This is a genomic window from Dickeya dadantii NCPPB 898, from assembly GCF_000406145.1.
GTDB lineage: Bacteria > Pseudomonadota > Gammaproteobacteria > Enterobacterales > Enterobacteriaceae > Dickeya > Dickeya dadantii.
In genome coordinates this window covers 2,528,456-2,554,920 of record NZ_CM001976.1, presented here as the reverse complement: position 1 = coordinate 2,554,920, position 26,465 = coordinate 2,528,456, and the positions used below count along the sequence as shown (strand labels likewise).

General features: G+C 52.9%; 27 protein-coding genes and 1 riboswitch. Of the genes, 7 read left to right on the top strand and 20 right to left on the bottom strand.

The window, feature by feature from the left end; genetic code table 11:
* Nucleotides 1-18: 18 nt before the first annotated feature.
* From DDA898_RS11680 to nadE, 3 genes are all read right to left on the bottom strand, one after another.
* Nucleotides 19-426 (bottom strand): nitrous oxide-stimulated promoter family protein, encoded by a 408-nt coding sequence (locus DDA898_RS11680; RefSeq protein WP_038911255.1) that lies wholly within the window; start codon nucleotides 424-426, stop codon nucleotides 19-21.
* Nucleotides 427-499: 73 nt separating this feature from the next.
* Nucleotides 500-1,393 (bottom strand): aromatic amino acid DMT transporter YddG, encoded by an 894-nt coding sequence (gene yddG, locus DDA898_RS11675; RefSeq protein ID WP_081639290.1) that lies wholly within the window; start codon nucleotides 1,391-1,393, stop codon nucleotides 500-502.
* Nucleotides 1,394-1,492: 99 nt separating this feature from the next.
* Complete coding sequence (nadE, locus tag DDA898_RS11670; RefSeq protein WP_038911254.1) at nucleotides 1,493-2,317, bottom strand: NAD(+) synthase; 825 nt, start codon at nucleotides 2,315-2,317, stop codon at nucleotides 1,493-1,495.
* Between the two features lie 223 nt (nucleotides 2,318-2,540).
* On the opposite strand from nadE, the gene osmE reads away from it, so the two are divergent.
* Entirely contained in the window at nucleotides 2,541-2,870 is a 330-nt protein-coding gene (gene osmE, locus DDA898_RS11665; protein WP_038658322.1) for an osmotically-inducible lipoprotein OsmE, read from the top strand.
* A 65-nt stretch (nucleotides 2,871-2,935) separates the two neighbouring features.
* On the opposite strand, the gene DDA898_RS11660 is transcribed toward osmE, so the two are convergent.
* The 11 genes from DDA898_RS11660 to kduI form a co-directional block, all read right to left on the bottom strand.
* The gene (locus DDA898_RS11660; protein WP_038911252.1) at nucleotides 2,936-4,327 is read right to left on the bottom strand and encodes an L-cystine transporter; all 1,392 of its coding nucleotides are present in this window, start codon (nucleotides 4,325-4,327) and stop codon (nucleotides 2,936-2,938) included.
* Nucleotides 4,328-4,463: 136 nt separating this feature from the next.
* The gene (locus DDA898_RS11655; protein ID WP_033111874.1) at nucleotides 4,464-5,042 is read right to left on the bottom strand and encodes a metal-dependent hydrolase; all 579 of its coding nucleotides are present in this window, start codon (nucleotides 5,040-5,042) and stop codon (nucleotides 4,464-4,466) included.
* A 77-nt stretch (nucleotides 5,043-5,119) separates the two neighbouring features.
* Nucleotides 5,120-6,088: a pectin acetylesterase PaeX gene (gene paeX / locus DDA898_RS11650; protein WP_013318072.1), complete on the bottom strand. Its 969-nt coding sequence runs from the start codon at nucleotides 6,086-6,088 to the stop codon at nucleotides 5,120-5,122.
* A 271-nt stretch (nucleotides 6,089-6,359) separates the two neighbouring features.
* Nucleotides 6,360-7,070 carry an oligogalacturonate-specific porin KdgM gene (gene kdgM, locus DDA898_RS11645; protein ID WP_038911251.1) on the bottom strand — a complete coding sequence of 237 codons (711 nt, stop codon included), beginning with the start codon at nucleotides 7,068-7,070 and terminating at the stop codon, nucleotides 6,360-6,362.
* Between the two features lie 249 nt (nucleotides 7,071-7,319).
* On the bottom strand, nucleotides 7,320-8,612 hold the full coding sequence (locus DDA898_RS11640; protein ID WP_038901301.1) for an ABC transporter substrate-binding protein: 1,293 nt from the start codon (nucleotides 8,610-8,612) through the stop codon (nucleotides 7,320-7,322).
* Between the two features lie 14 nt (nucleotides 8,613-8,626).
* A complete protein-coding gene (locus DDA898_RS11635; RefSeq protein ID WP_038911250.1) occupies nucleotides 8,627-9,754 on the bottom strand; it encodes an ABC transporter ATP-binding protein in 1,128 nt (375 codons plus the stop codon).
* Nucleotides 9,755-9,767: 13 nt separating this feature from the next.
* Nucleotides 9,768-10,670 carry a carbohydrate ABC transporter permease gene (locus tag DDA898_RS11630; protein ID WP_013318068.1) on the bottom strand — a complete coding sequence of 301 codons (903 nt, stop codon included), beginning with the start codon at nucleotides 10,668-10,670 and terminating at the stop codon, nucleotides 9,768-9,770.
* Complete coding sequence (locus DDA898_RS11625; RefSeq protein ID WP_012769686.1) at nucleotides 10,663-11,553, bottom strand: carbohydrate ABC transporter permease; 891 nt, start codon at nucleotides 11,551-11,553, stop codon at nucleotides 10,663-10,665. The genes DDA898_RS11630 and DDA898_RS11625 overlap by 8 nt, the downstream gene beginning before the upstream one ends.
* 44 nt (nucleotides 11,554-11,597) lie before the next feature.
* Entirely contained in the window at nucleotides 11,598-13,229 is a 1,632-nt protein-coding gene (gene pelW, locus DDA898_RS11620; protein ID WP_038911249.1) for a pectate disaccharide-lyase PelW, read from the bottom strand.
* A gap of 261 nt (nucleotides 13,230-13,490) precedes the next feature.
* Nucleotides 13,491-14,252, bottom strand: coding sequence for a 2-dehydro-3-deoxy-D-gluconate 5-dehydrogenase KduD (gene kduD, locus DDA898_RS11615; RefSeq protein ID WP_013318066.1), 762 nt, complete (start codon nucleotides 14,250-14,252; stop codon nucleotides 13,491-13,493).
* A gap of 181 nt (nucleotides 14,253-14,433) precedes the next feature.
* A complete protein-coding gene (gene kduI, locus DDA898_RS11610) occupies nucleotides 14,434-15,270 on the bottom strand; it encodes a 5-dehydro-4-deoxy-D-glucuronate isomerase (protein WP_038911248.1) in 837 nt (278 codons plus the stop codon).
* Between the two features lie 323 nt (nucleotides 15,271-15,593).
* Here kduI and DDA898_RS11605 point away from each other — a divergent pair, with 323 nt between their 5' ends.
* Nucleotides 15,594-15,926, top strand: coding sequence for a cupin domain-containing protein (locus DDA898_RS11605; protein ID WP_013318064.1), 333 nt, complete (start codon nucleotides 15,594-15,596; stop codon nucleotides 15,924-15,926).
* 251 nt (nucleotides 15,927-16,177) lie between these two features.
* Nucleotides 16,178-16,726 carry a YniB family protein gene (locus tag DDA898_RS11600; protein ID WP_013318063.1) on the top strand — a complete coding sequence of 183 codons (549 nt, stop codon included), beginning with the start codon at nucleotides 16,178-16,180 and terminating at the stop codon, nucleotides 16,724-16,726.
* A 45-nt stretch (nucleotides 16,727-16,771) separates the two neighbouring features.
* Here DDA898_RS11600 and DDA898_RS11595 read toward each other — a convergent pair whose 3' ends face one another.
* Entirely contained in the window at nucleotides 16,772-17,629 is an 858-nt protein-coding gene (locus DDA898_RS11595) for a fructosamine kinase family protein (RefSeq protein ID WP_038911247.1), read from the bottom strand.
* Nucleotides 17,630-18,693: 1,064 nt separating this feature from the next.
* On the opposite strand from DDA898_RS11595, the gene DDA898_RS22340 reads away from it, so the two are divergent.
* The 3 genes from DDA898_RS22340 to rlmA all read left to right on the top strand — a co-directional run bounded on the left by DDA898_RS22340 (nucleotide 18,694) and on the right by rlmA (nucleotide 19,967).
* On the top strand, nucleotides 18,694-18,810 hold the full coding sequence (locus DDA898_RS22340) for a DUF2627 domain-containing protein (protein WP_071526204.1): 117 nt from the start codon (nucleotides 18,694-18,696) through the stop codon (nucleotides 18,808-18,810).
* A gap of 39 nt (nucleotides 18,811-18,849) precedes the next feature.
* Complete coding sequence (gene cspE, locus DDA898_RS11590; protein ID WP_012769694.1) at nucleotides 18,850-19,059, top strand: transcription antiterminator/RNA stability regulator CspE; 210 nt, start codon at nucleotides 18,850-18,852, stop codon at nucleotides 19,057-19,059.
* Nucleotides 19,060-19,139: 80 nt separating this feature from the next.
* Nucleotides 19,140-19,967, top strand: a complete 828-nt coding sequence (gene rlmA, locus DDA898_RS11585; RefSeq protein ID WP_038911246.1) for a 23S rRNA (guanine(745)-N(1))-methyltransferase — start codon at nucleotides 19,140-19,142, stop codon at nucleotides 19,965-19,967.
* Between the two features lie 36 nt (nucleotides 19,968-20,003).
* Here rlmA and mntP read toward each other — a convergent pair whose 3' ends face one another.
* From mntP to manX, 5 genes are all read right to left on the bottom strand, one after another.
* On the bottom strand, nucleotides 20,004-20,576 hold the full coding sequence (gene mntP / locus DDA898_RS11580) for a manganese efflux pump MntP (RefSeq protein WP_038901292.1): 573 nt from the start codon (nucleotides 20,574-20,576) through the stop codon (nucleotides 20,004-20,006).
* A 7-nt stretch (nucleotides 20,577-20,583) separates the two neighbouring features.
* A riboswitch (yybP-ykoY riboswitch) is annotated at nucleotides 20,584-20,767 on the bottom strand.
* A 196-nt stretch (nucleotides 20,768-20,963) separates the two neighbouring features.
* Complete coding sequence (locus DDA898_RS11575) at nucleotides 20,964-21,422, bottom strand: DUF986 family protein (RefSeq protein ID WP_038911245.1); 459 nt, start codon at nucleotides 21,420-21,422, stop codon at nucleotides 20,964-20,966.
* A gap of 111 nt (nucleotides 21,423-21,533) precedes the next feature.
* On the bottom strand, nucleotides 21,534-22,370 hold the full coding sequence (locus DDA898_RS11570; RefSeq protein ID WP_013318058.1) for a PTS mannose transporter subunit IID: 837 nt from the start codon (nucleotides 22,368-22,370) through the stop codon (nucleotides 21,534-21,536).
* Between the two features lie 14 nt (nucleotides 22,371-22,384).
* Nucleotides 22,385-23,182, bottom strand: a complete 798-nt coding sequence (locus DDA898_RS11565; protein ID WP_013318057.1) for a PTS mannose/fructose/sorbose transporter subunit IIC — start codon at nucleotides 23,180-23,182, stop codon at nucleotides 22,385-22,387.
* Between the two features lie 68 nt (nucleotides 23,183-23,250).
* Complete coding sequence (gene manX, locus DDA898_RS11560) at nucleotides 23,251-24,207, bottom strand: PTS mannose transporter subunit IIAB (RefSeq protein WP_038901290.1); 957 nt, start codon at nucleotides 24,205-24,207, stop codon at nucleotides 23,251-23,253.
* Between the two features lie 572 nt (nucleotides 24,208-24,779).
* Here manX and DDA898_RS11555 point away from each other — a divergent pair.
* Complete coding sequence (locus DDA898_RS11555; RefSeq protein WP_038911244.1) at nucleotides 24,780-26,333, top strand: TerC family protein; 1,554 nt, start codon at nucleotides 24,780-24,782, stop codon at nucleotides 26,331-26,333.
* Nucleotides 26,334-26,465: the final 132 nt, after the last annotated feature.

Here is a 26,465-nt window from a genome sequence, read left to right as displayed (position 1 = left end):
TTTGACAAAAAGGCCGCATTAGCGGCCTTTTTCTTTTACAGAATCGTCTGAAAGTGAGGCAGGCGATTCAGGTCTTTTTCCTGTGCGCGGACGTTGCGGCGCAGCAGGCGCAGGTTTACGGTCATCCAACAGGTGCCGGATCGCCAGTATCGGGTGATACAACAGCATTCGTGGCCCCGCCCAACGCATAACCACTTTGATGACTTCCCGTTTTGCCGGTTGATAGCAGTGGATGGGACACTGTTTACAGGCAGGCTTGTTTTCACCGTAATAGCATTTTTGCAGTCGGTTCAGCGCATAATCGCGTAGCTTGACGTAGTAGTCCGCGTCATCCGCCGGAGCAGGGAACGCGCGTTCATACAGCGTGAGCATCGCCTGAATCGTGCGGATTTCACGCTGGATACGTTTGCCGGAAGAAGAGGACATCGTGGCGCTCCCGTGGCTGTGTTAAATTGCATAATATATGCAATTTAACACAAAAACCGTGTTGTGGCGCAGGTTAAGCGGTTGCGCGCGTGGCCAGCCACGACAGCAGCGACCCCAGCGTCACCATGATGACGCCTTGCCAGAAAGCGAAGGTAGGCACGGTTTGCAGCCACAACGCCGCCATCAGCGTCGTGAGTATCGGCGTAAAGTAGGACGCGGTTGCCAGCAGCGCCATGTTGCCGCGTTGAATACCGACATCCCAGGCGGCATAGGCCAGCGCGGTCGAACCGCCGATGAACAACAGCTCCAGCAGGGTTTGCGCCGGGAAGGAAAAGCCGGGCGCGTCGCTGAGCAGATATTTTCCCCACAGGACAATGGAAACAGTGATGAAAAACAGCAGGATGCCACTTTTCCCGTTGCCGAAGCGACGCGAGACGTTGCAATACAATGCCCAGACCAGCGCTGCGGTCAGCGCCATGCCATAGGCCAGCGGATTGGCGCTGATATTCCGCCACATTAGCGCGGGCGACCAGTCGCCGTCGCCTTTCAGAATCCATAGGATCCCCGTTATCGACAGGGCAAGGCCCGGCCACAGCCAAAGTCGGCTTTTCTGCTGATTGATAAACAGTGAAAACAGAATCGTCAGGCAGGGCCATAGATAATTGATCATCCCCAGCTCCATCGCCTGCATCCGGTTTTGCGCCAGCCCAATGGACAGCGAGAAACAGATTTCGTAGCTGACAAACAGCGCGCCGCCGAGCAGCAGGTAGATTTTGGAGTGAGAACGAAACGTGGGACGATGCCCGAATAACAACAGGAAGAGGGCGCTGGTGCTGTAAATCATGGCGGCGCCGCCTAACGCGCCCAGCGCTTCGGTCAGGCTGCGAATCAGGCCAACAGAGGTGCTCCAGAGCATAATCGCCAGCAGGCCGGCCAGCGTGGCGCGATAAGGGGTTATGGCTATCATCAAGGAATTATCGTTATGGCATGACATAAAAAGGCGGATGCCGGACGGCATCCGCATGACGTTACTTGTGAATGAACCTGGTCTGGCGTCGTGCGGTCATCAATGCCAGAAATCATCAAAAACCGTAACGGGAGGACGACGTTTGTGCTCGGTTCTGCGGTACCAGCTTTCGATGATAGCGGCATCGACCGGCTCAAGCTGTTTACCTTCCAGATAATCGTCGATCTTTTCGTAGGTTACCCCCAGCGCGGTTTCATCCGGCAACGATGGACGATCGTCTTCAAGGTCGGCCGTTGGCGCTTTGGTGTAGAGGTGCGCCGGGCAACCCAGCAGCTTAAGCAGCGCTTTGCCTTGCCGCTTGTTGAGGCGGAAAATCGGGTTGATATCGGTACCGCCATCACCGTATTTGGTGAAAAAGCCGGTGACCGCTTCCGCCGCATGATCGGTTCCGACGACCAACCCGGCGTTCATGCCCGCAATGCTGTACTGGGCTTTCATGCGTTCGCGCGCTTTTTCGTTCCCTTTGACGAAATCAGACAGCTCAATGCCGATGGCGCGCAGCGTCGCTTCGCTGGCGTCCACCGCCGGTTTGATGTTAACGGTCATTACCCGGTCCGGCTGGATAAACTGGATGGCGTCCTGACAGTCCTGCTCATCGGCCTGCACGCCGTACGGCAAGCGTACCGCGATGAACTGATAATCGTTTTTGCCGGTTTCCTGGCGCAATTCGGTTATCGCCGTCTGGCATAATTTGCCGGTGAGCGTCGAGTCCTGCCCGCCGCTGAGCCCCAGCACCAGGCTTTTGACGAACGGATGCGCCTTCAGATAATTCTTTAAAAAATCAACGCTCACCCGAACTTCCTGCGCCGGATCGATGGTGCTTTTCGCCCCGAGCGCCTGAATGATTTCCTGCTGTAATGACATGTCGCCCCCTCCTGAACCTATTGATGTGCCAGAATAATTATTCACATCACCAAAGGGTAACGTTAATTCCGGCGGAACAAAAGAACAAGAGAAAGCCGGAGGTTTTACATCGAACCGGGGGCTTTTTCGCCAACTATCAGCCTGTTGAAAAGACGCGGCCGATTTGAAAAAGTTGCGGTTGCTATCTAGTCTTAGCAACACCGATAGCCAATGAGGTCATGCCATGAAGAAAAATCGTTTACTCATGTGTATCGCGGCAAGCGCTCTGATGCTCTCTGGATGTGTGGCTTATGATCGTGCGGAAAATTTCCTTACCAAACCGGTGGTGAAGGATGTCAAAAAAGGTATGAGCCGCCAGGAAGTGAACCGGATTGCCGGCCCCGCATCGACGGAAGCCACGATGATTCATGCCCGTGGCACCTGTAATACCTATGTGCTCGGCACCCGTGACGGCAAGATTCAGTACTACTTCGTCAGCTTTGATGAAACCGGTCATGTGCTGAACAAAGGATTCCAGAGTTGTCAGGAATATGACACCAATCCGAAACTCTGATTGGTGCGCAAAAAAATGCCGGAGGGGGAAACCGCTCCGGCATTTTTTATTCCATCATCAAAGGATTAACGTTGCGTCAATGCGGCGTCGTCACCCTGATTCAGCACCGCTTTATCGGTTTGTTTCAGCAACTGGCTGGTAATGGTGCCTGCGGTCATCGAGCCGCTGACGTTCAGCGCGGTACGCCCCATATCGATCAACGGTTCAATGGAAATCAGTAGGGCAACCAGCGTCACCGGCAGGCCCATAGCGGGCAGGACTATCAGCGCGGCGAAGGTTGCGCCGCCGCCGACGCCAGCCACGCCTGCCGAACTAAGCGTCACGATGCCAGCCAGGGTGGCAATCCACATCGGATCCCACGGGTTGATGCCGACCGTCGGTGCGACCATCACCGCCAGCATGGCCGGATAAAGCCCGGCGCAGCCGTTCTGACCGATGGTGGTGCCAAAGGAGGCGGCAAAGCTGGCGATGGATTCCGGCACGCCGATACGACGCGTCTGGGCCTCAATATTCAGCGGAATGGTGGCGGCGCTGGAGCGGCTGGTGAAAGCGAAGCTCAATACCGGCCAGACCTTGCGGTAGAAGCGAGCCGGGTTCACGCCGGTCAGTGCCAACAGCACGGCATGGATGCCAAACATCAGCCCCAGACCGAGATAGGACGCCACGACAAAGCCCCCCAGTTTGAGAATGTCCTGCAGGTTAGAGCTGGCGACCATTTTGGTCATCAGCGCCATAACGCCATAAGGCGTGAGACGCATGACCAGACGGACCAGCTTCATCACCCAGGATTGCAAGGTGTCAATGGCCGTCAGCACACGTTCGCCTTTCACCGCATCGTCTTTCAACAGGTGCAGCGCGGCGACACCGAGAAACGCAGCGAAAATCACCACGCTGATAATCGAGGTCGGGTTGGCGCCGGTCAGGTCGGCAAACGGGTTTTTGGGGATAAACGACAGCAGCAGTTGCGGCACGCTCAGGTCTGCGACTTTGCCGACATAGCTATTCTGAATCGTAGACAGACGGGCACTTTCCTGCGCACCCTGCACCAGCCCCGAGGCGGTAAGGCCAAACAGGTTAGTGACAAAGATACCGATCAGCGCGGCAATCAATGTGGTCAATAGTAACTTGCCCAGCGCCAGCAGGCTGATTTTCCCCAGCGATGAGGCGTTATGTAACCGGGCAACCGAGTTGAGAATGGAAACAAACACCAGCGGCATGACAATCATCTGCAGCAATTGCACGTAGCCGTTGCCGACGATGTTAAACCAGGCGATGGATTGTTTTACGACGGGATTGTCGTCGCCGTAGATCAGGTGCAATACCAGCCCGAACAGGACGCCGGTGATCAACCCCAGCAGGACCTTTTTGGACAGACTCCAGTTTTTATTACCGCCATACCCTAGTGCGAAGAGCAACACAGCAAAAACAACCACATTTATTATCAGCGGAAAATTCATCCCACTACTCCTTTTTTAATGTTCAAAGTGGCTACGGTCAGAGAAACGTAACCAGCGCAGTAGCATAGCAGGTCTTTTATATCGCGGTTATAGAGATAACGAACTTGGATTGAGCAGAATGGAATAACGCGGTAGTTCAGAGCGTCAGTAGCTGATGAAGCTGCTGACCGAATTGTTGCAGCCACCGCGCCGGCTCGCCGTAATGCCAGGACTCCAGCGGCTGTTGCGGTTGCCATAGCATGAACAGGATCAGGCCCACGCACAGTAGCCGTTCCAGTTGGTTTCCTTTGTCGCTGTTGAGGATGGGTAACCGAAAACGCCAGCGACAGGGCCACAGCAGGGGGACGCCGGCCGTGGTCAGCATATCGGCGACGATATGGCTCAGATACCCTACGATCATCGCGTGATAGACATCGCCCGGCAACGGCCAGTCTGCCGGCAACCGGGTGTGGATAACATAAACGCCGGCCAGAATCGCCAGCAGGCTGTGCGTAAAACCGCGATGGCCGCACAACCTGGCGATCGGCACCGAAATCCATTTCAGGCGCTGGCCCAGAATGGATTTCGGGTGGTCGATGTCGGGCAGCAGCGCTGTCAGCATGGCGGCGGGAATAATGTGCCACCAATCGCCGGCCGCCAGAACGGGCGATAACTCTGCTTTTTTGGCGAAGATTGCGCTGGCTACGGCAAACAGGAGGTGGCCTTCCGCGGTCATGAAACATCTCAAAAACTGTCATTTTATACAGTATAAGAGATTGCGATAGACGGCGGAAGGTGTGACGGTGTAACTAGTTATTTTTTATCCGGTTGATTCGCCGTATTTTTCTTTAACGGCAGCGATGTTAGCCAGTTATCCAGCAATTGTGGCCAGATAGCAGCCGGCAACCCGACCGTGCCGCGGATACCAAAACCATGTTTCCCCTGCTCAAACAGATGGATTTCTGCCGGAATCTGGTGCGCGCGCAATGCCGCCAGCATCACCAGACTGTTGTCTACCGATACGGAAGGGTCGTCAATTGCATGGACCAGAAATGTCGGTGGGGTTTGCGCGCTGACCTGTTTTTCCGCGGAATAGCGCTGGATTTGCGCGTCGCTGGGGTGAGAACCGATCAGCGCTTTACGGGAGCCGGCGTGCGCAATGTTTTCCTGCATGGAAATGACCGGGTACATCAGCACCATGAAGTCCGGGCGGGCGCTGATATGGTCGATTTCGTCCTGCGCCGGGTAAACGGTTTGCGCAAAGCGAGTGCCCAGACTGGCGGCGACATGCCCGCCGGCGGAGAAGCCCATGATGCCAATGCGTTGTGGGTCAATCTGCCACTGCGCGGCATGGGCCCGCAACGTGCGTATGGCGCGCTGAGCGTCGGCCAGCGGCGCATCCGCGCCTTCCTGGTGGCCGTCGCCCGGCATACGGTATGTCATGACGAACAGGGTGTAGCCCTGTCGGGTGAAAAAGGGTGCCAAATCGCTGCCTTCTTTGTCCAGCACCACGCGTTGATAGGAGCCGCCGGGGGTAATCAACAGCGCTGTGCCATTCGGCTTTTCCGGGGTATAAACCGTGATTTCCGGGCTGCGGATACCGGTTACGGCCCGGTCTGGCAGGGTGGGGTCTTTACTGCGTTCAACGACCTGCTGCTGTACTGACGATGTTGCCGCACCCGGCGCTTCGCCCTGCGGCCATATTGGGAAGATGGTGTCGGCGAGAGTGAATCCACTGACAGACATCATAAGCGTTCCTGCAATTACCCTTCGTAGTGACATGACAGTTTACCCGTTTGATTAATAGAATCAGTATGGCGGTGGTGGGGATAAAAAAACAGGTAAACATTTCATCGAAGAGAGCAAAATGTTTACCCAAATTGGCGAATGGCATTATTTCCCTGTGAGGGAAACAGACGCAGAAATTTAAAAGACGAATTGATGGTTTGACTAATTCCCGTTAGGTAATTAGCCGGGATGATAAATGACAATTTATTGCTGTGTTATTTATCATCCATTTTCGGCGCCGGTATTCCGGCGCCACGGGCAGCTATCAGAAGCTGTACTGCACGCCTACGCGGTAACGCGTCTGGCGCTCATCGGTGGTTTCAGAACCGGAAACGTTGCCGACTTCAACATACGGCTTCCAGTTTTTGTCCCATTTATAAGACAATTTCACGTTATGAGTAATGTCATAATCATCGTTGTCAGCCAGAATAGTTTTGCCAGACGTTCCTTTTTTGTACTCCAGCTCGTAGCCGATGGTGTAATCCTTCAGGAAGCTATAATCGATATTACCGGTCAGGGTATAACCTTTGTCCATGGTGTTATCTTTACCAATATTACCGCTATTACGTTTGAAGTAAGGGCGATAACGCAAGGCGACAGACAAATCATCGGTCACATTGGCGCGTCCACGCAGGTATGGACGATAGTTGTTATTTGAAGAGCCTGATTCTAAAGAAAAACCTGGTTCGATAGAAAAGACGCTATTGAATTTATAAACGTAGCTGGCGACAACTTCCGTTCCGTTACTGACCTGCTCATTAAATGGTTTATTTGGGGTTTTATCCGCACTGGATTGCGCCCATTTTACTTCGGAAGATAATCCGAAACCATTAGCAAAACGGTGAGAGATTAACAGACGATCTTTATGACCGGCCTGAGCGGTATCCTGCATTTCATGACGATAGTCGATAGATACAGCCAGAGCATTGACGCTAACCAGAGATGCAACAGCCAAAGTTAATAATTTAATCTTCATTGTATTTTCCCTATAGATATACAGATAAAGAAAAGAATAAAAAAATAAAATCGATGTGTTCTTATGGAACAAGTTCTATTTTATGGATTATTTAATATCGTTTTGTGATCTCGATCTTTTAGAATCACAATAAATTCAAAATGATTTCAAATTGTGACGATGATCGACAGTATGATTCATTTTGTTTCATTTTTAATAAAAAAGCCCCGGCGGAGAGCACGGGGCTTAAAACAGACAACTAATTAACGTTTATTCTTTCATGGCGCGCTTCAGAATACGATCAGCCTGACGCTGGAAGTATTTGGCGGTTTCTTCCACGGATTTCTGCTCGTAATCGATATACTGAATGGAATCACCAAACAGGGCGACAATCTGCGGGTCATCGAAATAAGGCGATGTCTTGGTTTCATGCGGCAAAGACAAGGCCAGATTCAGACCGGCTACCGACGGGTCGTTATCCTTGATGACGCCATCGGCGCGCAGCTGGGCGACGGCGGCTTTGCTCAACGGCACGCCACGCTCCAGACCCAGCGCCTGGATGCCTTCCTTGCTGTTCAACAGATAGTTAATCAGCATGGCTGCTTCTTTCGGGTGCTTAGTGGATTTGCCGATGGACAACATCTGGGCCGGTTTGAAGAACAGACCGGCTTCTTTGGCGCCCGGCAACATCGGGTAGGCGCCCAGTTCCAGCTTGGCCGGCGGCTGCAGGTTATCGGAGTACTTGTTGATGGTGGAGTTCCACATGTATATGCCGCCCCAGTCACCGGTAATCCACGGTTTCATTTCATACATGTTGCTCTTGCCGAACGACGCATAGTATTTCGCGGACGGCATGACGTGGGCATCAACCAGTTTTTTGTACATCTGGAAGAATTCCACCCATTGCGCGTCGGTATAGGAGAATTTCTTGTTCTTCTCGTCTACCGCCGGAATGTTGTATTTCTGCACCATGTAGGAATTCAGCAGCGCCAGTGAATCCTGATGCTCCAGTACCAGCGGGTAGGACTGGTCGCCCAGTTTTTCCTTGAACACTTTACCGGCGTTCAGCAGCTCATCCCAGGTTTTCGGCGCGGTCAAACCGGATTTCTTCCAGGTTTCGGTGTTGTAATAGAACACGCGCGCCGTGACGGAGATCGGAATCCCGTTCAGCTTGCCGTCTACCGTGGTGGCCTGCAGTTCTTTTGCTTCAAACTGCGACAGATCCAGCACGTCTTTCATTTTGTTCAGGTCGTAGAAACCGTCACCGGTGCGGGAGAAAATGGGCAACCAGTTCCAGTTGGTTTGCATCACATCCGGTTCGGTGTTGCCGGCGATCTGTGTCGTCAGACGGGACAAATGCCCGTCCCAACCGGTGTATTCCGCCTTCACTTTGATGTTCGGGTACTGTTTCTGGAATTCCTCAATGGCTTTCAGCGTGACCTGGTGGCGTCCGTTGCCCCCCCACCATGACATGCGCAGGTCAACCTGGTCGGCAGCGAAAGACTGATGAGCCATCAGCGCCAGAGAAGAGGCAATCAATGTGCGTAGGATTACTTTTTTCATCGGTTATACTCCTGTTAAAGAGAGATATTTTGTTCTGTTTTTGCATCAAAGATATGGCATTTATCCATATCAAATTTGAAATACACCTTACTATTCATTCTGTTATTGATAATCACCCGAGCTTCGTCGGACGGCATGCGGCTGGTCAGTTCAAAACCATCGACCTTGATGTACATAAAGAATTCGTGGCCCATGTTTTCGGCACGCACTAGTTCGCCCTGGAAGTGACCTCCGTCGAAAGGCGCTTCCGATACCGTGACGTATTCCGGGCGAACGCCGAAGCAGATGTCCTTGCCGACGTAACCACGTACTTTGTCCTGTTTGGCTTGGTTAAGGCTCATGGTGTACTGGCCTACCTGCAGCGTGATCTGGCCGTTTTCTTCCAGCAGCTTGCCCGGTTTGATGTTCATTTCCGGCGCGCCGATAAAGCCGGCGACGAACATGTTTTTCGGGAAGTGATAGAGATTATCCGGCGTATCCACCTGCATGATGTGGCCGAGCTTCATGACGCAGATACGATCGCCCATGGTCATGGCTTCGGTCTGGTCATGAGTCACGTAAACGCTGGTGGCCGGGTGACCGCTCTTTTTCAACTGTTTATGCAGATCCGAGATACGAATACGCATGGAGGCACGCAGCTTGGCGTCCAGGTTGGAAAGCGGTTCGTCGAACAGGAACACATCCGGCTTTTTCACGATGGCGCGACCTACCGCCACACGCTGGGCCTGACCGCCGGACAACTGGCGCGGCAGGCGATCCATCAACTCTTCCAGTTCCAGAATCTTGGCCGCTTCGTTAACCTGCGCTTCGATCTTGTCTTTCGGCATTTTGCTGAGTTTCAGGCCGAAGGCCAGGTTTTCGCGCACCGTCATATGCGGGTAGAGCGCATAGTTCTGGAACACCATCGCAATGCCGCGATCCTTCGGCGCCAGGTTGTTGACGATCTTCTCACCGATGCGGACTTCGCCGCCGCTGATGGTTTCCAGACCGGCCAGCATGCGCAGGGTAGTGGATTTCGCACAGCCGGACGGCCCTACGATCACCATGAATTCGCCGTCATTGATCGTCAGGTCGATACCGTGAACTGCTTTGAAACCGTTGGAGTAAACTTTTTCCAGTTTGTTGAAAATGACTTCAGCCATGATAAATCCTCAATTAACCTTTAATTCCGCTGCTGGTAACGCCCTGAACGAAGTAGCGCTGAGCCATGAAGAAGATGATGATAGACGGCAGAATGGAGATGCTCGCCATTGCCAGAATTTCGTTCCACGGTGCGCCTTCCGTAACGTCGATAGACATTTTCAGAGCCAACGCAATCGGGTATTTGTCCACGCTGTAAACGTAAATCAGCGGGCCGATAAAGTCGTTCATTGACCACATAAACTGGAACAAGGCGACCGAAATGATGGCCGGTTTCAGAATCGGCACTACCACGTACCACAGCACCTGCCAGGAGTTGCAGCCATCGATTTGCGCCGCTTCTTCCATATCGCGCGGTACGCCGCGCAGGAACTGGATCAGCATGAACACGAAGAACCCTTGTGTAGCGAACGCAACCGGCACATACAGCGGCAGGTAGCTGTTCAGCATGCCCATCTCACGGAACATGATGTACTGAGGAATCAACAGTACGGTGCTCGGCAACAGCATGGTGGCGATCAGCGTGGCGAACCAGAAGTTCTTCCACGGAATCTCAAACCGGGCAAAGCCGTAAGCCACGATGGTGGAGGAGATCACCGTCAGCGCTACCTTCGGAATCACATACTTGAAGGTATTGATCATGTAGTGACCGAAGTTGTATTCGGTGCCGGTTTTCCAGCCATTGATAAAGCCATCCCAGGTTGCGTGTGCCGGCCACAGACTGAGGGTGGTGAAGATCTCGTGGTTCGGTTTGAACGACGCCGAGAACATCCACGCCAGCGGGTAGAGCATCAGAATGCCGACAGCCAGTAGAATGGTGTAACGGAAGCCCGCATTGATCTTTTCACGACGTAGCGTGCGGCGAACTTCTGCCGCTGCAATAGCCTGTGCAGACAGTGGGGAATGAATATCAGCCATTTTTTCCTCCTTTATCGGCGGAATAGAACACCCAGTATTTAGACGATTTGAAGGAGATAGCGGCGAATACGGCTACCACCAGGAACAGCACCCATGCCAGAGCCGCGCCGTACCCCATATCGAAATACTTGAAGGCCGTATCATAGATATAGAGCGAGAACAGATAGGTGTAGTGGGTTGGGCCGCCGCCGGTAATGACGTAGGGCGCGGTGAATTCCTGGAACGCCTGCGTAGTCTGCATGATGAAGTTGAAGAAGATAACCGGCGTAATCAGCGGCACGGTCACTTTCAGAAACATCTGCCATTTCGAGGCGCCGTCGATCATTGCGGCTTCATACTGGGATTGCGGCACGTTCTGCAACGCAGCCAGGAAGATCACCATGGCGGAACCGAACTGCCAGACGCGCAGCAGGGTTACCGACATCAGCGCCAGCGACGGTTCACCCAGCCAGTTGACCGGATCGAGGCCGAAAACGCCGATAAAGCTGTTCAGCAGCCCATCGATAGCGAACAGGGCGCGCCACAGTACGGCAATAGCCACGCTACTGCCGAGAATCGACGGCACGTAGTAGGCGGTACGGAAAAAACCGATTCCGCGCAGCTTGAAATTCAGCACGAACGCGATCAGCAGTGCGAAAATCAGTTTTAGCGGGATGGTCAGGAACACATAAGCAAAGGTGACTCCCATGGATTTCCAGAAAAGATCGTCCTCCATAAACATCCGGTGGTAATTCTCCAGACCGGTGAATGTGGGCGGACTCATTAAATCATACTCAGTAAAACTGAGTACAAACGATGAAAGAAAGGGGAAAGCGGTAAAAACTATCAACCCTATTATATAGGGGGAGATATAAGCTAACCCCAGCATTCTGTTTTCATTCATAATGCCTACCTACTTTTAGTAATGGTGAATCTGTAAAAATAAAATCAGTGGATTAATTTTTCTGGGTAAATAAATTCCGTGTCGTAAATAACCCGGCTTTCTCCATTAATTCGATAATCTCCATGGATGTATCCCCCTTGTGTCAGGACCGCAGGAACTTCCGACCATTTATTTCTGCAGGCAGCGATCAGCGTCAGCAGAATGGCTGGGAAGGGATCATCAAGCCGCACATAACGATGATGTTCAGAACGTACGAATAAACCGTGATGGAAATAGCGCTTAAATAAAATTTCCGCCATTTGCCAGGCATATTCCGCCCACTGCGCCGACTGTTTGGCGTGCGCCAGTTCGGTAATCGCCAGCAGCAGGAACGGCGAAGCGGATTGGTGGATGCCTTGTTTCTCCAGTCGGGACAGCATGGTGACGATCAGTGTGTGCAGGTCGTCATCGTCGCTCAGGAGCCAGGCACGTACCAGCGGCAGCAGGTAGTCGCCTTCCAGCGGGAAGGGCTTCAGCACGGTGCCGGCTTTGCCGTAGTAACCGTCGCGTTTGAAGCAGTAGCCGGTCATGTCCTGACCGTTATTCCACATCGGGCGCAGGCTATTGCTGTTAACGTCGTACGCGTATTGATAGTAGTTTTTCAGGCCGGCGATCACCCATGTCAGGATTTCCGCATCGGGTTGATGGCGCAGAATATCGAGCATGGCCAGTGGGTTATCGATCAGCAGCGGGCGCATGTCGCGAAACAGCACGTTGGCTTCACGGGCAATGGCGCCAAACTCCGGCCCAAATTGCCGCTGGGCGCGGTCGCCAAACCAGGATTGGGTCTGGTTGTCGTCCGCCGGCACAGGCTGGCGTTGCAAAGGAGAGCTAAACTGGTAAACCGGCATACCGGTTTCCGGGTTACGCGCCAGCACATATTGACGATAGAGGTGCTTGCCCCAGGCCGCCGCGTGCGCGTCGCCGGTGTGGCGCGCGTAGACAAAGGCGGCATAGATCAGGTCGGTGCCGGCATTGACGAAGGTCAGCCCTTTGGTCAGCGGTAACTCCGGCCAGTTGGCTGGGGTGACCACATCATGGCGGGAATGCAGAAACACGTCCGGATCGCGTTGTCTGGCGTAATCACCATGGCGGCCCAGATCCAGGCAACTCCAGTCTTCGACGTGAGCATTCCAGAATCCCTGAATGAAATGGCGGGTTTTTTCCGGGTTGACCTGATGCAGAAATTCGTAATAGGGCAGATGGTGTTTTAATTCATGCACCATTGATTTGGATTCCGGGCCTTCGCTTGCCAGCGTATCGAGATTAATAAAACGATGGCCACCCCAATAAAAAAGCCCGCTATTTTCATCGACAAAGCGATTCAGAAAATATTCGCTCTGACAGAATGCCAGATGACGATATTTTTCCGTTTCTGTGATGACGCTCATGGAAATTAATAACCGCAGCCAGTTTTGCTGGCTGGCGAAGTTAGAAATCGGAGCATCATGACCATCGGGAAACTGCCAGACAACTGGAGACTGTGTTTTTATCTCAAATCCGTCAGCCAATAACGGCGTTGGGTTGACTACGCTGTGGCCGTATTGCTGAATCTTTTCAATATGGCTGTTAACCGCCGAGAGCCACTGGTCGATTTGCCATTTTCTGCTGGTGTTCAAATCAGTAAAAATACTCATGGAGTACCTTCTTTCAGAACTGAGCGAAACAGTTCCTTATAAATAGAAACATTGTTTTGATTGATTATATTGCCCAACTTCTATTTTCGTCATGCGCTCAATATCGAAAGTGTGATCAAAGTCGGAACGTTGTTTTGAAAATTTTTTATGGAAGATTTGGAAACGAAGAGGAAAGGCGGGTTGATGATAAATTATTGATAGATAAAAGAAAGGCACAATTCAGTATTGTGCCTTCGATCACAAAAAAATTTTGCGGAAAAATTAGCGAGCCAACCAGCCGCCATCAACGGCAATGGTGTAACCGTTCACATAATCGGATGCGCTGGATGCCAGGAACACGGCCGGACCCTGCAAGTCCTGCGGCAGACCCCAACGACCCGCCGGGATACGGTCCAGAATTTCCTTGCTACGGTCCTGATCGGCGCGCAGCTGCTGTGTGTTGTTGGTCGCCATGTAGCCGGGAGCGATGGCGTTGACGTTGATGTTATGTTTCGCCCATTCATTGGCCAGCAGACGGGTGATGCCCATGACCGCGCTCTTGGATGCGGTGTAAGACGGTACACGGATACCGCCCTGGAAGGACAGCATGGACGCGATATTAATAATTTTACCGCCATGACCCTGCTTGATGAACTGACGAGCAACCGTCTGCGACATGAAGAACACACTCTTGATGTTCAGGTTCATCACATCGTCCCAGTTCTTTTCGCTGAACTCGATGGCGTCTTCACGACGGATGATACCGGCGTTGTTGACCAGAATGTCCACTTTACCGAACTCGGCAACGGCTTTTTCCACCAGCGCGGCGTGACCGGAGATATCGCTCATGTCAGCGGTCAGGCTGAGGAAGCGACGGCCTACCGCGGTGACTTTTTCGATGGTTTCTTTCGGCTCAACGATGTTGACGCCGACGATGTCGCAGCCCGCTTCAGCCAGACCGACCGCCATACCCTGACCCAGGCCGGTATCGCAACCGGTGATCAGTGCCACTTTGCCCTGTAAATTGAATGTATTCAGAATCATAGCTTTAATCTCTCTGTAAACGACATGTTTTGTCGTGAGCTTGTTACTGTAGGGAAATACCGGTTTATACCCGTCATATTTCAGGTTGCCGGCTTGCTGGCTGCTGTCACTCATCCCGATGACTGACCGGGGACGCGCTCATTTGCCACTTTCCCGCAACGCGAAATTATTGGGTAAGCCGCTAGCGTAGTTCGCTAACTTTGACGTGATCCATGTCTGAGAAAACCTGATTCTCGCCAACCATACCCCAGATAAAGGTGTAGCGTTTGGTGCCTACACCTGAATGAATCGACCAGCTCGGTGAAATCACCGCCTGCTCGTTGTGCACCAGAATGTGGCGGGTTTCCTGTGGCTGTCCCATCATGTGGAACACCGCCGTTTCTTCATCCATATCGAAATAAAAATAGACTTCCATGCGGCGCTCATGGGTATGGCACGGCATGGTGTTCCAGAGACTGCCTTCCGCCAGCTTGGTTAACCCCATGGTGAGCTGGCAGGTGGGCAACACATCCGGAACGATATACTTGTTGATGGTCCGACGATTGCTGGTCGCGTCATCACCGATTGTCTGCGGGGAGGCTTCTGCAGCGGTAATCTTGCGTGTCGGAAAGGTGGTGTGCGCCGGCGCGCTGTTATAGTAGAAACGGGCAGGTTTGGCCGGGTCTACGCTGGTAAAACGGATATCCCGCGCGCCTTTGCCGATATAAATGGCTTCTTCGTGACCGATTGCATAGCGTTCGCCGTCTACACTGACTACGCCGGCGCCGCCGATATTGATTGCGCCCAGTTCGCGGCGTTCAAGAAAGTAGCTGACGCCCAGCTGTTTTCCTACATCCTCGCCGACAGTCACCGCCTGATGAACGGGCATTACCCCGCCCACGATGATTCGATCGATGTGGCTATAGGTCATGGTGCAGGCGTCTGCATCAAAAATGTGTTCGATCAGAAACTCGCGCCGCAGGCCAGCGGTATCAAGCTGACGGGCGTGGTCGCTATGGATGCTCTGACGGACTTGCATGGTTGCTCCTCGCTTTCAGATAGAAATCAGGCTGTGGACCCTGACAGGAAAGTGCCGGGCGGAACAGGTCACCTTGCGTGGCAGTGACAACGTCACCTGAACCTTTTTTGCCCGGTTCTTTCGTGTTATGGCGCGATGATAGTGTGGTTGAGATGTGAATTCAATAAAAATGAAATAATGTTTTATTTATTTCTTGAGAGGCGTCATGGTTTTGCTTATTTTATGTTTCATCTAATGCCGATGTTACTAGAATATCGGTATCTACCCTTTGTGTTACCTTGTTCACACAAGGGAGGCACGTTATATGATCTTAAGGAGAAACCATGAGAAGGTACTTTATTGACGATGAAACGCCGTGGGAAGAGCTGGGCGATGGCATTAAGCGTAAAATCATCACCTGGAGCGATGATTTGATGATGGTGTGCGTTCATTTCGCCAAGGGTGCCATCGGTACGCCGCACAAGCACGATATCCACGATCAGATCGCCTATGTGGCGGCCGGTAGCTTCGAAGTGGTGATCGAAGGCGAAAAACGCATTCTGAAAACCGGCGATGCCTATATGGCGGTGAAGAATGAAATGCACGGTGTGGTATCGCTGGAAGAAGGCAGCGTGTTGATCGACACCTTCTCGCCGAAACGTGCCGACTTCCTCTGATTCCTTCTATTAATAAGGTGCCGGCGATGCTGCCGGCACCTTGTCGAAATCCTTTCTTTCAATTCTTTCCTTTATAGTCCGCTTATCGGTCTGGCGGTGGTCGTCGCCGACAATGGGCGATCGGACTGTGTCGCCGGGAAAGAAAACGTTGACTCTGCTAAAACCTGAAGTACCCTGCTAACGGGTTTATGGGTCTACACTTTTCTTGCTCACCGTGGCACTGGGTGCGGCGTCACGCACAAGGGGAACACATGACGTATCGACAGGCTGGCCTTTTTGCCGTGATCAAACGCATTGCGGGATGGGTCATCTTTCTCCCGGCTTTGCTCTCGACCATTATCTCGCTGTCTAATCTTATTCATGCCTTTACCGAGAAGAAGCAGGGGATCAATGGCGTGATGCAGGATTTCTTGCATCTGGTGGTGGAAGTGCTGCGCTTCAATACGCCGTTTCTGAATATTTTTTGGTACAACTCACCGGTGCCTGATTTTGGTCGTCTGTCGGCATCATCCACCATTATGTTTTGGCTGATCTATCTGTTGATGTTTGTCGGGCTGGCGCTGCAGGTATCTGGTTCCCGGCTGTCCCGCCAGGTCAAACATATCCGCGAAGGGTTGGAAGATCAGCTGATTCTGGAGAAGGTCAAAGGCGATGAAGGCAAAACCCGTGAAGAGCTGGAATCCCGGGTAGAGCTACCCCGTCATACTATTCTGCTGCAGTTTTTTCCATTGTATATCCTGCCGGTCGCCGTCGCCGTGATCGGTTATTTCACGCTGAAAACCGTCGGTATCCTGGCCTGATGCGCTGCCGGGGCTACGCTGCCCCGGCATCGGCTTCGCTTCTCGTTATAACAACTGACTTTCTATCGCCTGTTGGGCGGTAACCACGTGTTTGCCGCCGAACAGGTTGGCCCGGTTAAGCAGGTAGTAGATCTGGTAAATCGGCTGGCGCTCGACAAAATCCTTTTCCAGCGACCAAACGCTCTGGTAGCCATCGTAGATTTGCGGCGGCAATTCGGTATGCAGCGGCAACATCGCTAAATCGCATTCTCGGTCGCCCCAGTAACAGGCCGCATCGAACAGGTAATAGCCGCGTTCGGTATTGAGGCAATTGTTGGACCACAGATCGCCATGCAGTAATGACGGCTGGGGTTGATGGCCTGAGAGTCGTTTTTCCACCTGCGCGATCAAGGCATCGATATCACCGAAATGAAGCCCTTTCTCTGCAGCCAGTTGCAGTTGCCAGCCAATACGTTGCTCCGCAAAAAAGCTGGACCAGCGACGTTGCCAGGTGTTGGGTTGCGGCGTAGTGGACAGATCATTGTCGAAATCAAGGCCAAACTGGGGTTGGTCGCTCCACTGGTGCAACTGCGCCAATTGTTGCCCCAGACGCCAGGCATCATGGGCGGAAGCGGGTTTGGGGGAGAGGTATTCCAGCAGCAGGAAACTGTAATCGCGGTTACTGCCGACGCCGTACACCGTTGGGACCTGCACTGTTTTGCTGCGAGCCAGCAGTTCCAACTGCTCGGCTTCCGCACGAAACTTGGTCAGCAGCTCGCGGGCATCGCATTTGACGAAGACATCATGCTGACCATAACGCAGATGCCAGGCGGAGTGCACTTCGCCGCCCGGTAATTCCCGCCGATCCATAATATCACCGGGGCCGAGATGTTCTTCCAGCAGTTGATCAATCGTCTGCCACATAGGTCACCTCCCGTTGATGTTGCCGATTATCATTACATTAGCGATTTGTGCAGTGTAAAAACGGAATCTGGCGCACAGCTGGCAGCGTTGTCGGAGCTGCCGAAACGGGGGAAGGCGGGCGGTCGTCACAGCAACCGTAATGTCTGGTGGCTTCCCTCAAAAAAGTGTGAGTCCGCCGGGTATGATGTGATTGGAAGGTGGCGGCAGGGACACAATAACGCGCTCAGCCGGGGTTGTCACGGTTGAAGTCAAAAAAACGGATGCGACAGCCGTGCGAATGACAGGCGTTGATGCTGGATTTGACCCAGACCGGTATTTGTTATTTGACACAGCGGTTCTGACGGTTGATTCAGATTAATTTTTTGTTAGTCATAAAATGTGATCGTGACGGATGAATCAACGGTGTGTATTCAGGGGGAAAGAATATAACCCAGTAACATAATTGAAGGATTGAGAAATAAGCGGGAAGGGTGCTGCGTATGCGTATAAGTGCGACATAGCCATTTTTTTAGTGGCTAAAAAACAGAAATAAAACCGGAGTAGGGTGAAGGTAAGTCATCGGCAAATCATTTTTTTGCAAAAATAATGTTATCTCTGTTCTAAGTTACGGAGGAGTATACTTACTATGTTTCATTATTATTATATGACCGGGTAGTCATTATCAGGAGCCGATAGATTACATCTCTTTGTCATGAAAGGATTTTCTTATGTCAGATAGCCAAAAAAAGAATGCATTAATCACATTTTTGACAAACAGTGGCTGGACAATCGATACATCCTGTGACCAGTGGGGTAATATCATTTTGTTATGGCATAGGGTGACTGGCAATAAGTCAATCATGACGACTTGCGTAATTGGAATACCGTGCACATAATCAAACGATTGGATGTGCCGCAGAGAATGCTTTAGCGTGTCAATATCCCGGAATATTGTAGAGTGGATATTAATGATACATTAAAGTCTCTAATTTGTGCGGCGTATCCATCGGTGGCAAAAAATGGCTTGCCAACGATTAAAGAGTATGTAATAACGCATCTGGGTAAAACGAGGTACAGTTCTGTATATGAATGGCATTTTCAGTAAAGAAGTCTTGAGTACAAACGTTAGCGTTGAATACCACTTCTCTGCCGATCCTTATTTTAGTGCCTCAAGCAGTAACGACTCTGGTTTTTCTGTATAACGCCTCTGTGCGGTTTAAACTATTAAAGGAAACTTTGAAATGGCAAAGATTAAAGGTCAGGTTAAGTGGTTCAACGAGTCTAAAGGCTTCGGTTTCATCACTCCGGCTGATGGCAGCAAAGACGTGTTCGTACACTTCTCTGCAATTCAGGGTAACGGCTTTAAAACTTTAGCCGAAGGCCAGAATGTTGAGTTTGAAATTCAGGATGGCCAGAAAGGTCCTTCTGCAGTGAACGTTGTTGCGCTGTAATTTTCAGCTCATGCCATAAAACCCGCCCTGTGCGGGTTTTTTGCTTTTCTGGTGTTATCCGCGAAATTATCAAGAGTGTTATGCAAAAATCTTCAGTCCCTTATCAATGCCCTCTGTGTCATCAACCCCTGAATGTTGAAGCTGGACGATGGTCCTGCGGACGTCATCATTTTGATCTCGCGCGGGAAGGGTACGTCAATTTGCTGCCGGTACAGTTTAAACGTTCCAGACAACCGGGGGACAGCGCCGAAATGATGCAGGCCAGGCGGGCGTTTCTTGATAATGGACACTATCAGCCATTACGGGATCGGGTATCGGAGCAACTGGCCGCCCGTCTGCGGATGCAACCGGGCGCATTGCTGGATATTGGATGCGGGGAAGGGTATTACACGGCCGCGCTGGCGGACAGACTGACGCCGCAGGGGATGGCGGTTTACGGGCTGGATGTCTCCAAGGCGGCGATACAGCGTGCGGCGAAACGTTATGCCCAGGTGATGTTCTGTGTGGCGTCCAGTCAGCGGCTGCCTTTTCAGGACCGTTCTCTGGCGGCGGTATTGAAAATCTATGCGCCCTGCAACGGTGACGAGCTGGCGCGAGTCATTCGGCCCGGCGGTGGGGTGATGACGGTTTCTCCAGGGCCGAATCATCTGCTGTCTCTTAAAGCGCGGGTGTACCAGGAGGTCCGACCGCACCCCGACGTAGACGAAGTATTTCCGGGGTTTGTGCTGGAAACGGTGGAACGGTTGCAGTATCGCATGACCATGACCGGAGCCGATGCCGCCAGTTTGCTACAGATGACGCCGTTCGCCTGGCGAGCCACGCCGGAGGTGAGTGAAGGGCTGATGGCGGAAGCGCAGTTCGAGTGTGAAACCGATTTTTTGATTCGTTTTCATCGCCGCGATGGGTGAACAAGAGGCGGGCAGCGATACTGCCCGCTGTGCGTATCAGGCGAGGTCGAGCAGGTGTTCGTAGAGAATGTTGCAGCCAATGCCGATCAGCACGATACCGCCGAGGATCTCGGCGCGTTTGCCAAGGAGCGGACCAACATAGCGCCCAATCATCATGCCGAGAGTCACCATAATCATGGTGGCGCAGCCGATAACCATCGCGGTGTGGAAGATGTTTACCTGCAGGAAAGCCAGGCCGACGCCAATCGCCATCGCATCCAGGCTGGTGGCGACAGCCGTACAGATCAGAACGAACAGGCTGTGTTTGGAGATTTTTTCGCAGTTGCAGCTGTCTTCGCCTTTCAGCCCTTCCATAATCATGCGGCCGCCTAAAATCAGCAGCAGGCTAAAGGCTACCCAGTGGTCCCAGGCGATAATAAAACGGCTGGCATAAAACCCCAGCGCCCAGCCGATTAATGGCGTCAACGCCTCAATCAGGCCGAAGATCAAACCGGTTCGGATGGCTTCGCGGAAGCGGGGATTATGCAGGGCGGCACCTTTACCAATAGACGCAGCAAACGCGTCCATAGACATGCCAAAAGCAAGAATAAGCGTAGCGGATAAATTCATGTGTAATAGCCTCGGCTGGGCGGTTCTCCATATCCACGCAACCCACCCCCAACCAGACGACGGCTCGCGTGTCTATGGTCTCGCCTGCCAACCTGGCCGCCCGTACCACGTTCAGTGAAGAACGAGTATGTTGATACGAGCATTCCTGAATTTGAGGCTTCAGGAATCGGCTACTCCCCAAGGACGGCGCAACGATATCATATTATTCCCGCATTAAACAACAATAAATAATATATGGCCCATCAATGCAATTGATAATTATTTTCATCTTTGGTGGGTTAGACACAATTGTCGGAAATTACATCAATAACCATGTGGTTAAAATAACATCACCTTTTTTGCGGAAATAAACACCGTTATTTTTTTATAAAGCAAGGTCTATTTAATTTATTGATTTTCAATCATAAAATTATATATTTTTTCCAGATCGTCCAATTCTTGGACCGCAATAAGTAACCGTCTTTTTTCAAGATCTATCACCAGAATACCGTCTTCCGATAAATTCATATTTTTAATACGGTGATAAGGAATATACGTATTGGCATAAAAGAACCCGTGATCTTTGAAGAGTAATTTCGGGCTGCGAATCATGGTCAGATATATCGCCATCAGTATTAGCGAGAAAAGCAGCAGCGTGGTAAGGGATGAGCCATGGGTGGTGACGTTCTTGTAAACGAGTATCACCACCAGCACGATAAAGATCAACGCGTCCAGGCGGTGCCTCCGCCGTAATCGCACCTTGAGTCGGGTCTGGCCTTGCCGCCGGTCCATGATGAATTCATCGTAAATGGCATACAGCAGGGACAGGGCAATGGATACCATCAGAACGACGTCGGTGAAGGTCATGAGCAACTCCGGTGGAGGCGTAAATACAGGATGTGAAACAACGGCTAAGGCGATGAAAATAGCGTACATCGTCCGGGATGAGAAATGGCCGGGTTGCCCCGGCCGGTAGATTCAGAGCCCCAGCAGGCCGATCCAGTAACCGATGATGCCGATAACGAAAAAGCCGACGATTAGCCAGAGCGCGTTAACCTTGCGCCGCAGCAGCCACATACAGCCAAATGTCAGCAGTAACGGCACCAGACCGGGCATCAACTGATCAAGGATCGATTGCACCGTGGTGATGGACGTCTTCCCATCCGACCCGGTTACGCGCGATACCACCAGCGGGATGTTGACGTGGGTCCACTTGTTGACCAGCGCGCCCATGACGAACAACCCCAGAATCGATGCCCCTTCGGTCATTTTTTGCAGGAGGCCGCCGCCCATGTCGCTTACGATATCCGCACCTTTGCGGTAGCCATAGGCGACGCCGTAATAACGCACCAGCAGGCGCACCAGATTAAACAGTATGAAAAACAGGAGCGGCCCGAGCAGGCTGCCGCTCATGGCGATACCGGCGCCGAGCGCGGCGAAGACCGGACGCGCGGTTCCCCAGAATATCGGGTCGCCAACGCCGGCCAGCGGCCCCATCAGCCCGACTTTCAGGCCGTTGATCGCCCCGTCATCAATCGGTGCGCCGTTGGCGCGCTGTTCTTCCATCGCCATGGTCACGCCCAATACCGGCGCGGCGACGAAAGGCTGGGTATTGAAAAATTCCAGATGACGTTTGATGGCCTGCTTACGCTCTTCCGAATTCTCCGGGTAAAGGCGACGGATCACCGGTACCATGGAAAAGCAAAACCCCAGTGCCTGCATGCGTTCGAAATTCCACGACCCCTGGAACAGGTTAGAACGCAGAAATACGGCGCGAATATCGCTGGGAGTCAGTTTCTTTGTCGTATCCACCATTTCTTGCTCTCCTGTTAATCCAGTTCGTTATCAAGATCGTTGTTTGACGATGCGGCCGCCACACCCTGAGCTTTGTTGTATTTGGGGCTGAGCTGGATATACAGCACCGCCATGACGACGCCGATAACGCCCAGCGCCACCAGATTGAAGTTGGTGAAGGCGGCGGTAACGAACCCCAGATAGAAGAACGGCATCAGATAGCCGGCCCGCATCATGTTGATGACCATGGCATAACCGACGACCACGATCATGCCGCCGGCGATGTTCAGACCGGTAGTGACCACATCGGGGATGGAAGAGAGCAGGCCGTGCACCGCTTCAGTCCCGACCGAGATAGCGACGATCACCGCCGGAATGGCGATGCGCATAGCCTGCAATAGCAGAGCGGAAACGTGAATCCAACTGATGGCGGAAAGATTGCCGCGCTCGGCCGCGCTGTCGGCGGCATGCTGGAAGGCGACGGTGATGGTGCGCACAATAATGGTCAGTACCTGGCCTGCGGCCGCCAGCGGAATCGCCAGCGCAATCCCTGCGCCGACGCTTTGCCCGCCGGCGATGACCAGAATGGTGGAAATAATGGAGGCCAGCGCCGCATCAGGCGCAACGGCGGCCCCGATGTTCATCCAGCCCAACGCGATCATTTCCAGCGTACCGCCGATAATGATCCCGGTTTTCATGTCGCCCAGCACCAGCCCGATCAGGGTACAAGCCACCAGCGGCCGGTGAAACTGGAATTCGTCGAGAATAGAACCCATACCTGAAATACAGGCCACGATAAATATCAGCACGATTTGAAGCGTGGTGATCTCCATGGTACTTCTCCTGTGAGAATAGTGGTCCGAAAAATAACGTCGTTACACAGTCCGTTGTTCCGGACGTGTTAACGCGCCACCTTGGTGATCAAATCCATCATATTAATTTTGGTATCTGTCGACACTTTGCGGACTTCCAGTTCAATACCGCGCTCATGGAGCTTGTTGAACGCCGCGATATCCTTATCGTCAATCGAAACGGCGTTATTGACCTGGGTTTTGCCCTGACGATAGGCCATGCCGCCGATGTTGACCGAGGTAATCTTGACGTCATCCTCCACCAGCCGCAGCACGTCGGTCGGGTTGGTGAACAGCAACATGACGCGGTCGGAGGCGTATTTGGCGTTGTTGTAAACCCTGACCGCCTTGGCGACGTCGACCACGTGGGCCGAGACACCGGGCGGGGCCACCTGCGTCAGCAGGGTTTTTCGCACGTTGTCCGCCGCCACTTCGTCACTGACTACAATAATCCGGTTGACGTTGGTTTCCTTGGTCCAGCGGGTGGCGACCTGCCCGTGGATCAGACGGTCGTCGATACGCGCCAGCCCGATCTTCATGTGTCCGCCGGCTCCCGGCGCGGCTGCCGGTTTGGCGCTGACGGGCGCGGGACGGGGCGCTTTCTCGGGGTCGGGCGCCTTCAGCGCTTTGACGCCAGCGCGACCGGCCTCCACCGCGATCGCCACCAGTTCACCAAATTCAGGGTTGTCATCGCGGGCCATAAACGTCTCGACCAGCATTGGAATATTGACCCCGGCGACCACTTCATGATTTTTCTTGTCATTCACCAAACGACTGGCGGCGTTAAACGGGCTACCTCCCCAGGTGTCCACCAGAAAAAACACACCTTCCGAGGTGTCCAGTTCGGCCAGCTTCGCCTGATATTTTTCCATCAGGATCTCGGCGTTTTCGCCGGGAACAAAATCAATCCAGCCAACGTTACTCTGTTCACCAAGAATCATTTCAGCTGTATTTAGCAGCGGACCGGCAGTGGCGCCGTGAGTGCATAGCATGATGGCAATACTCACTTGCTCCCTCCTTTCATGAATCACTGTTTTGTTGAGAGTGAAATCTGTCTGATAATCTGGATAAATTAGTCACGTTTATCCGTGAGCGATATTCAGTATGGCTGTAATACCGTTTCTTGCCCGATAGATGGCACAAAAAGCGTTTACGACACTCATCATGCCGGGTTATGAATCGATTCAGGCCAGCCTGATATCGCAGGATTTATTTTAGGGGTCGAAGAAATAAATTATGTGATATCGGTCGATAATCGGCGGCGAAATACATTCAAGAAGACCAGTGATGCCAATGAATGCGACCCGCTTCGCGGAGTGAGGCAAAATCGTTGTGGAAAATGGCATTAACTCTGTTAAAGTTATTCTCCCTTTAATTACAGAGGAGTAACGGGTAAACGCCCTTCCCATGGACTGTCACCGACGATTCATTTCTTTTGCCCCGGCGCTGACCGGTGGTGTTTTTCACTCAGTGGGCCATTCAGGCCGAATTCAGCCCTGTACTGATATTTCCCTTTTGCTTCCGCCGCACAATGCCGCTGCATTGATGTCGTTCGCTCGTTCATTTTCCGGAGTCTGACATGGAATTTTTGCTGGATCCCTCAATCTGGGCAGGCTTATTGACGTTGGTGGTACTCGAAATTGTATTGGGTATCGACAACCTGGTGTTCATCGCCATTCTGGCGGATAAGCTGCCGGCTAAACAGCGTGACAAAGCGCGTATCATCGGTCTGTCGCTGGCGCTATTGATGCGGCTTGGCCTGCTATCGCTGATTTCCTGGATGGTGACGCTGACGCGACCGCTGTTTTCCGTCGGGGAGTTCAGTTTTTCCGGCCGTGACCTGATTTTGCTGGCCGGGGGGCTGTTCCTGCTGTTCAAAGCCACTATGGAGTTGCATGAACGGCTGGAAAACCGCCCGCACGACCCGAACGCCAACCGCGCGCAGGCCAGTTTTTGGGCGGTGGTCGTGCAGATTGTTATTCTGGACGCGGTATTCTCCCTCGACGCGGTCATTACCGCGGTGGGGATGGTGAACCATTTAGGCGTGATGATGACCGCCGTGGTGATCGCCATGGCCGTGATGCTGCTGGCGTCCAAACCGCTGACCCGCTTTGTGAACGCCCACCCGACGGTGGTGGTGCTCTGTCTCAGCTTCCTGCTGATGATCGGTTTGAGTCTGGTGGCGGAAGGGTTTGGTTTCCATATTCCGAAAGGTTACCTGTATGCCGCAATCGGCTTCTCGATCGTGATCGAGATGTTTAATCAGATCGCCCGGCACAACTTCATTAAGCATCAATCGCACCGGCCGATGCGAGAGCGTACCGCCGAAGCGATTCTGCGCCTGATGGGGTCGCGGAAAGCCAACCTCGACGATCAGGAAGAGCAGCCGCAGCAGCAACCGGAAGAAACCTTCGCTGAAGAAGAACGTTATATGATCAGCGGCGTGCTGACGCTGGCCTCCCGTTCCCTGCGCAGCGTGATGACGCCGCGTACCGATATCTCCTGGGTGGACTGCGAACGATCGGTGGAAGACATTCGCCTGCAACTGCTGGACACGCCGCACAGCCTGTTCCCGGTGTGCCGCGGCTCGCTGGATGAGCTGGTCGGCGTGGTGCGGGCCAAAGACCTGCTGGTGGCGCTGGATGAACATACCGATGTGGAACAGTTCGCCGCCGCCAACCCGCCGATCGTGGTGCCGGAAACGCTGGATGTTATCAACCTGTTGCCGGTGCTGCGTCGTGCGAAAGGCAGCCTGGTGATAATCACCAACGAGTTTGGCGTGGTACAGGGGCTGGTGACGCCGCTGGATATTCTGGAAGCGATCGCCGGCGAATTCCCGGATGAAGACGAAACGCTGGATATCATTGAAGACGGCGACGGCTGGCTGGTGCGAGGCGGTACCGATCTGCATTCGCTGCAGCAGGTGCTCAACGTGCAGGATTTGGTCGATCCGAAAGAAGACTATACCTCGCTGGCCGGCCTGCTGCTGGCGCACAGCGACGAGTTCCCCAAAGTGGGGGATTCGCTGGAGCTATATCGGTTACGTTTCCTGATCGTGGAAGCGACGGACTATCGTATCGAGCTGGTCCGCATTGTCCGTGTTCCTGAGGCGGAGACGGCAAGCGAGGCGTAATGCTATGCCGCTCCCGAGGCCAGCCCTGACCGGCGGGCCTCCAGGGCGGGGTGCGTGGTCAGTCGAACCATGCCGAAGCGAGCCTGAGGCTCGCTTTTTTTATTCTCTCGGCTTGCTGGCGGAGGGGATGTT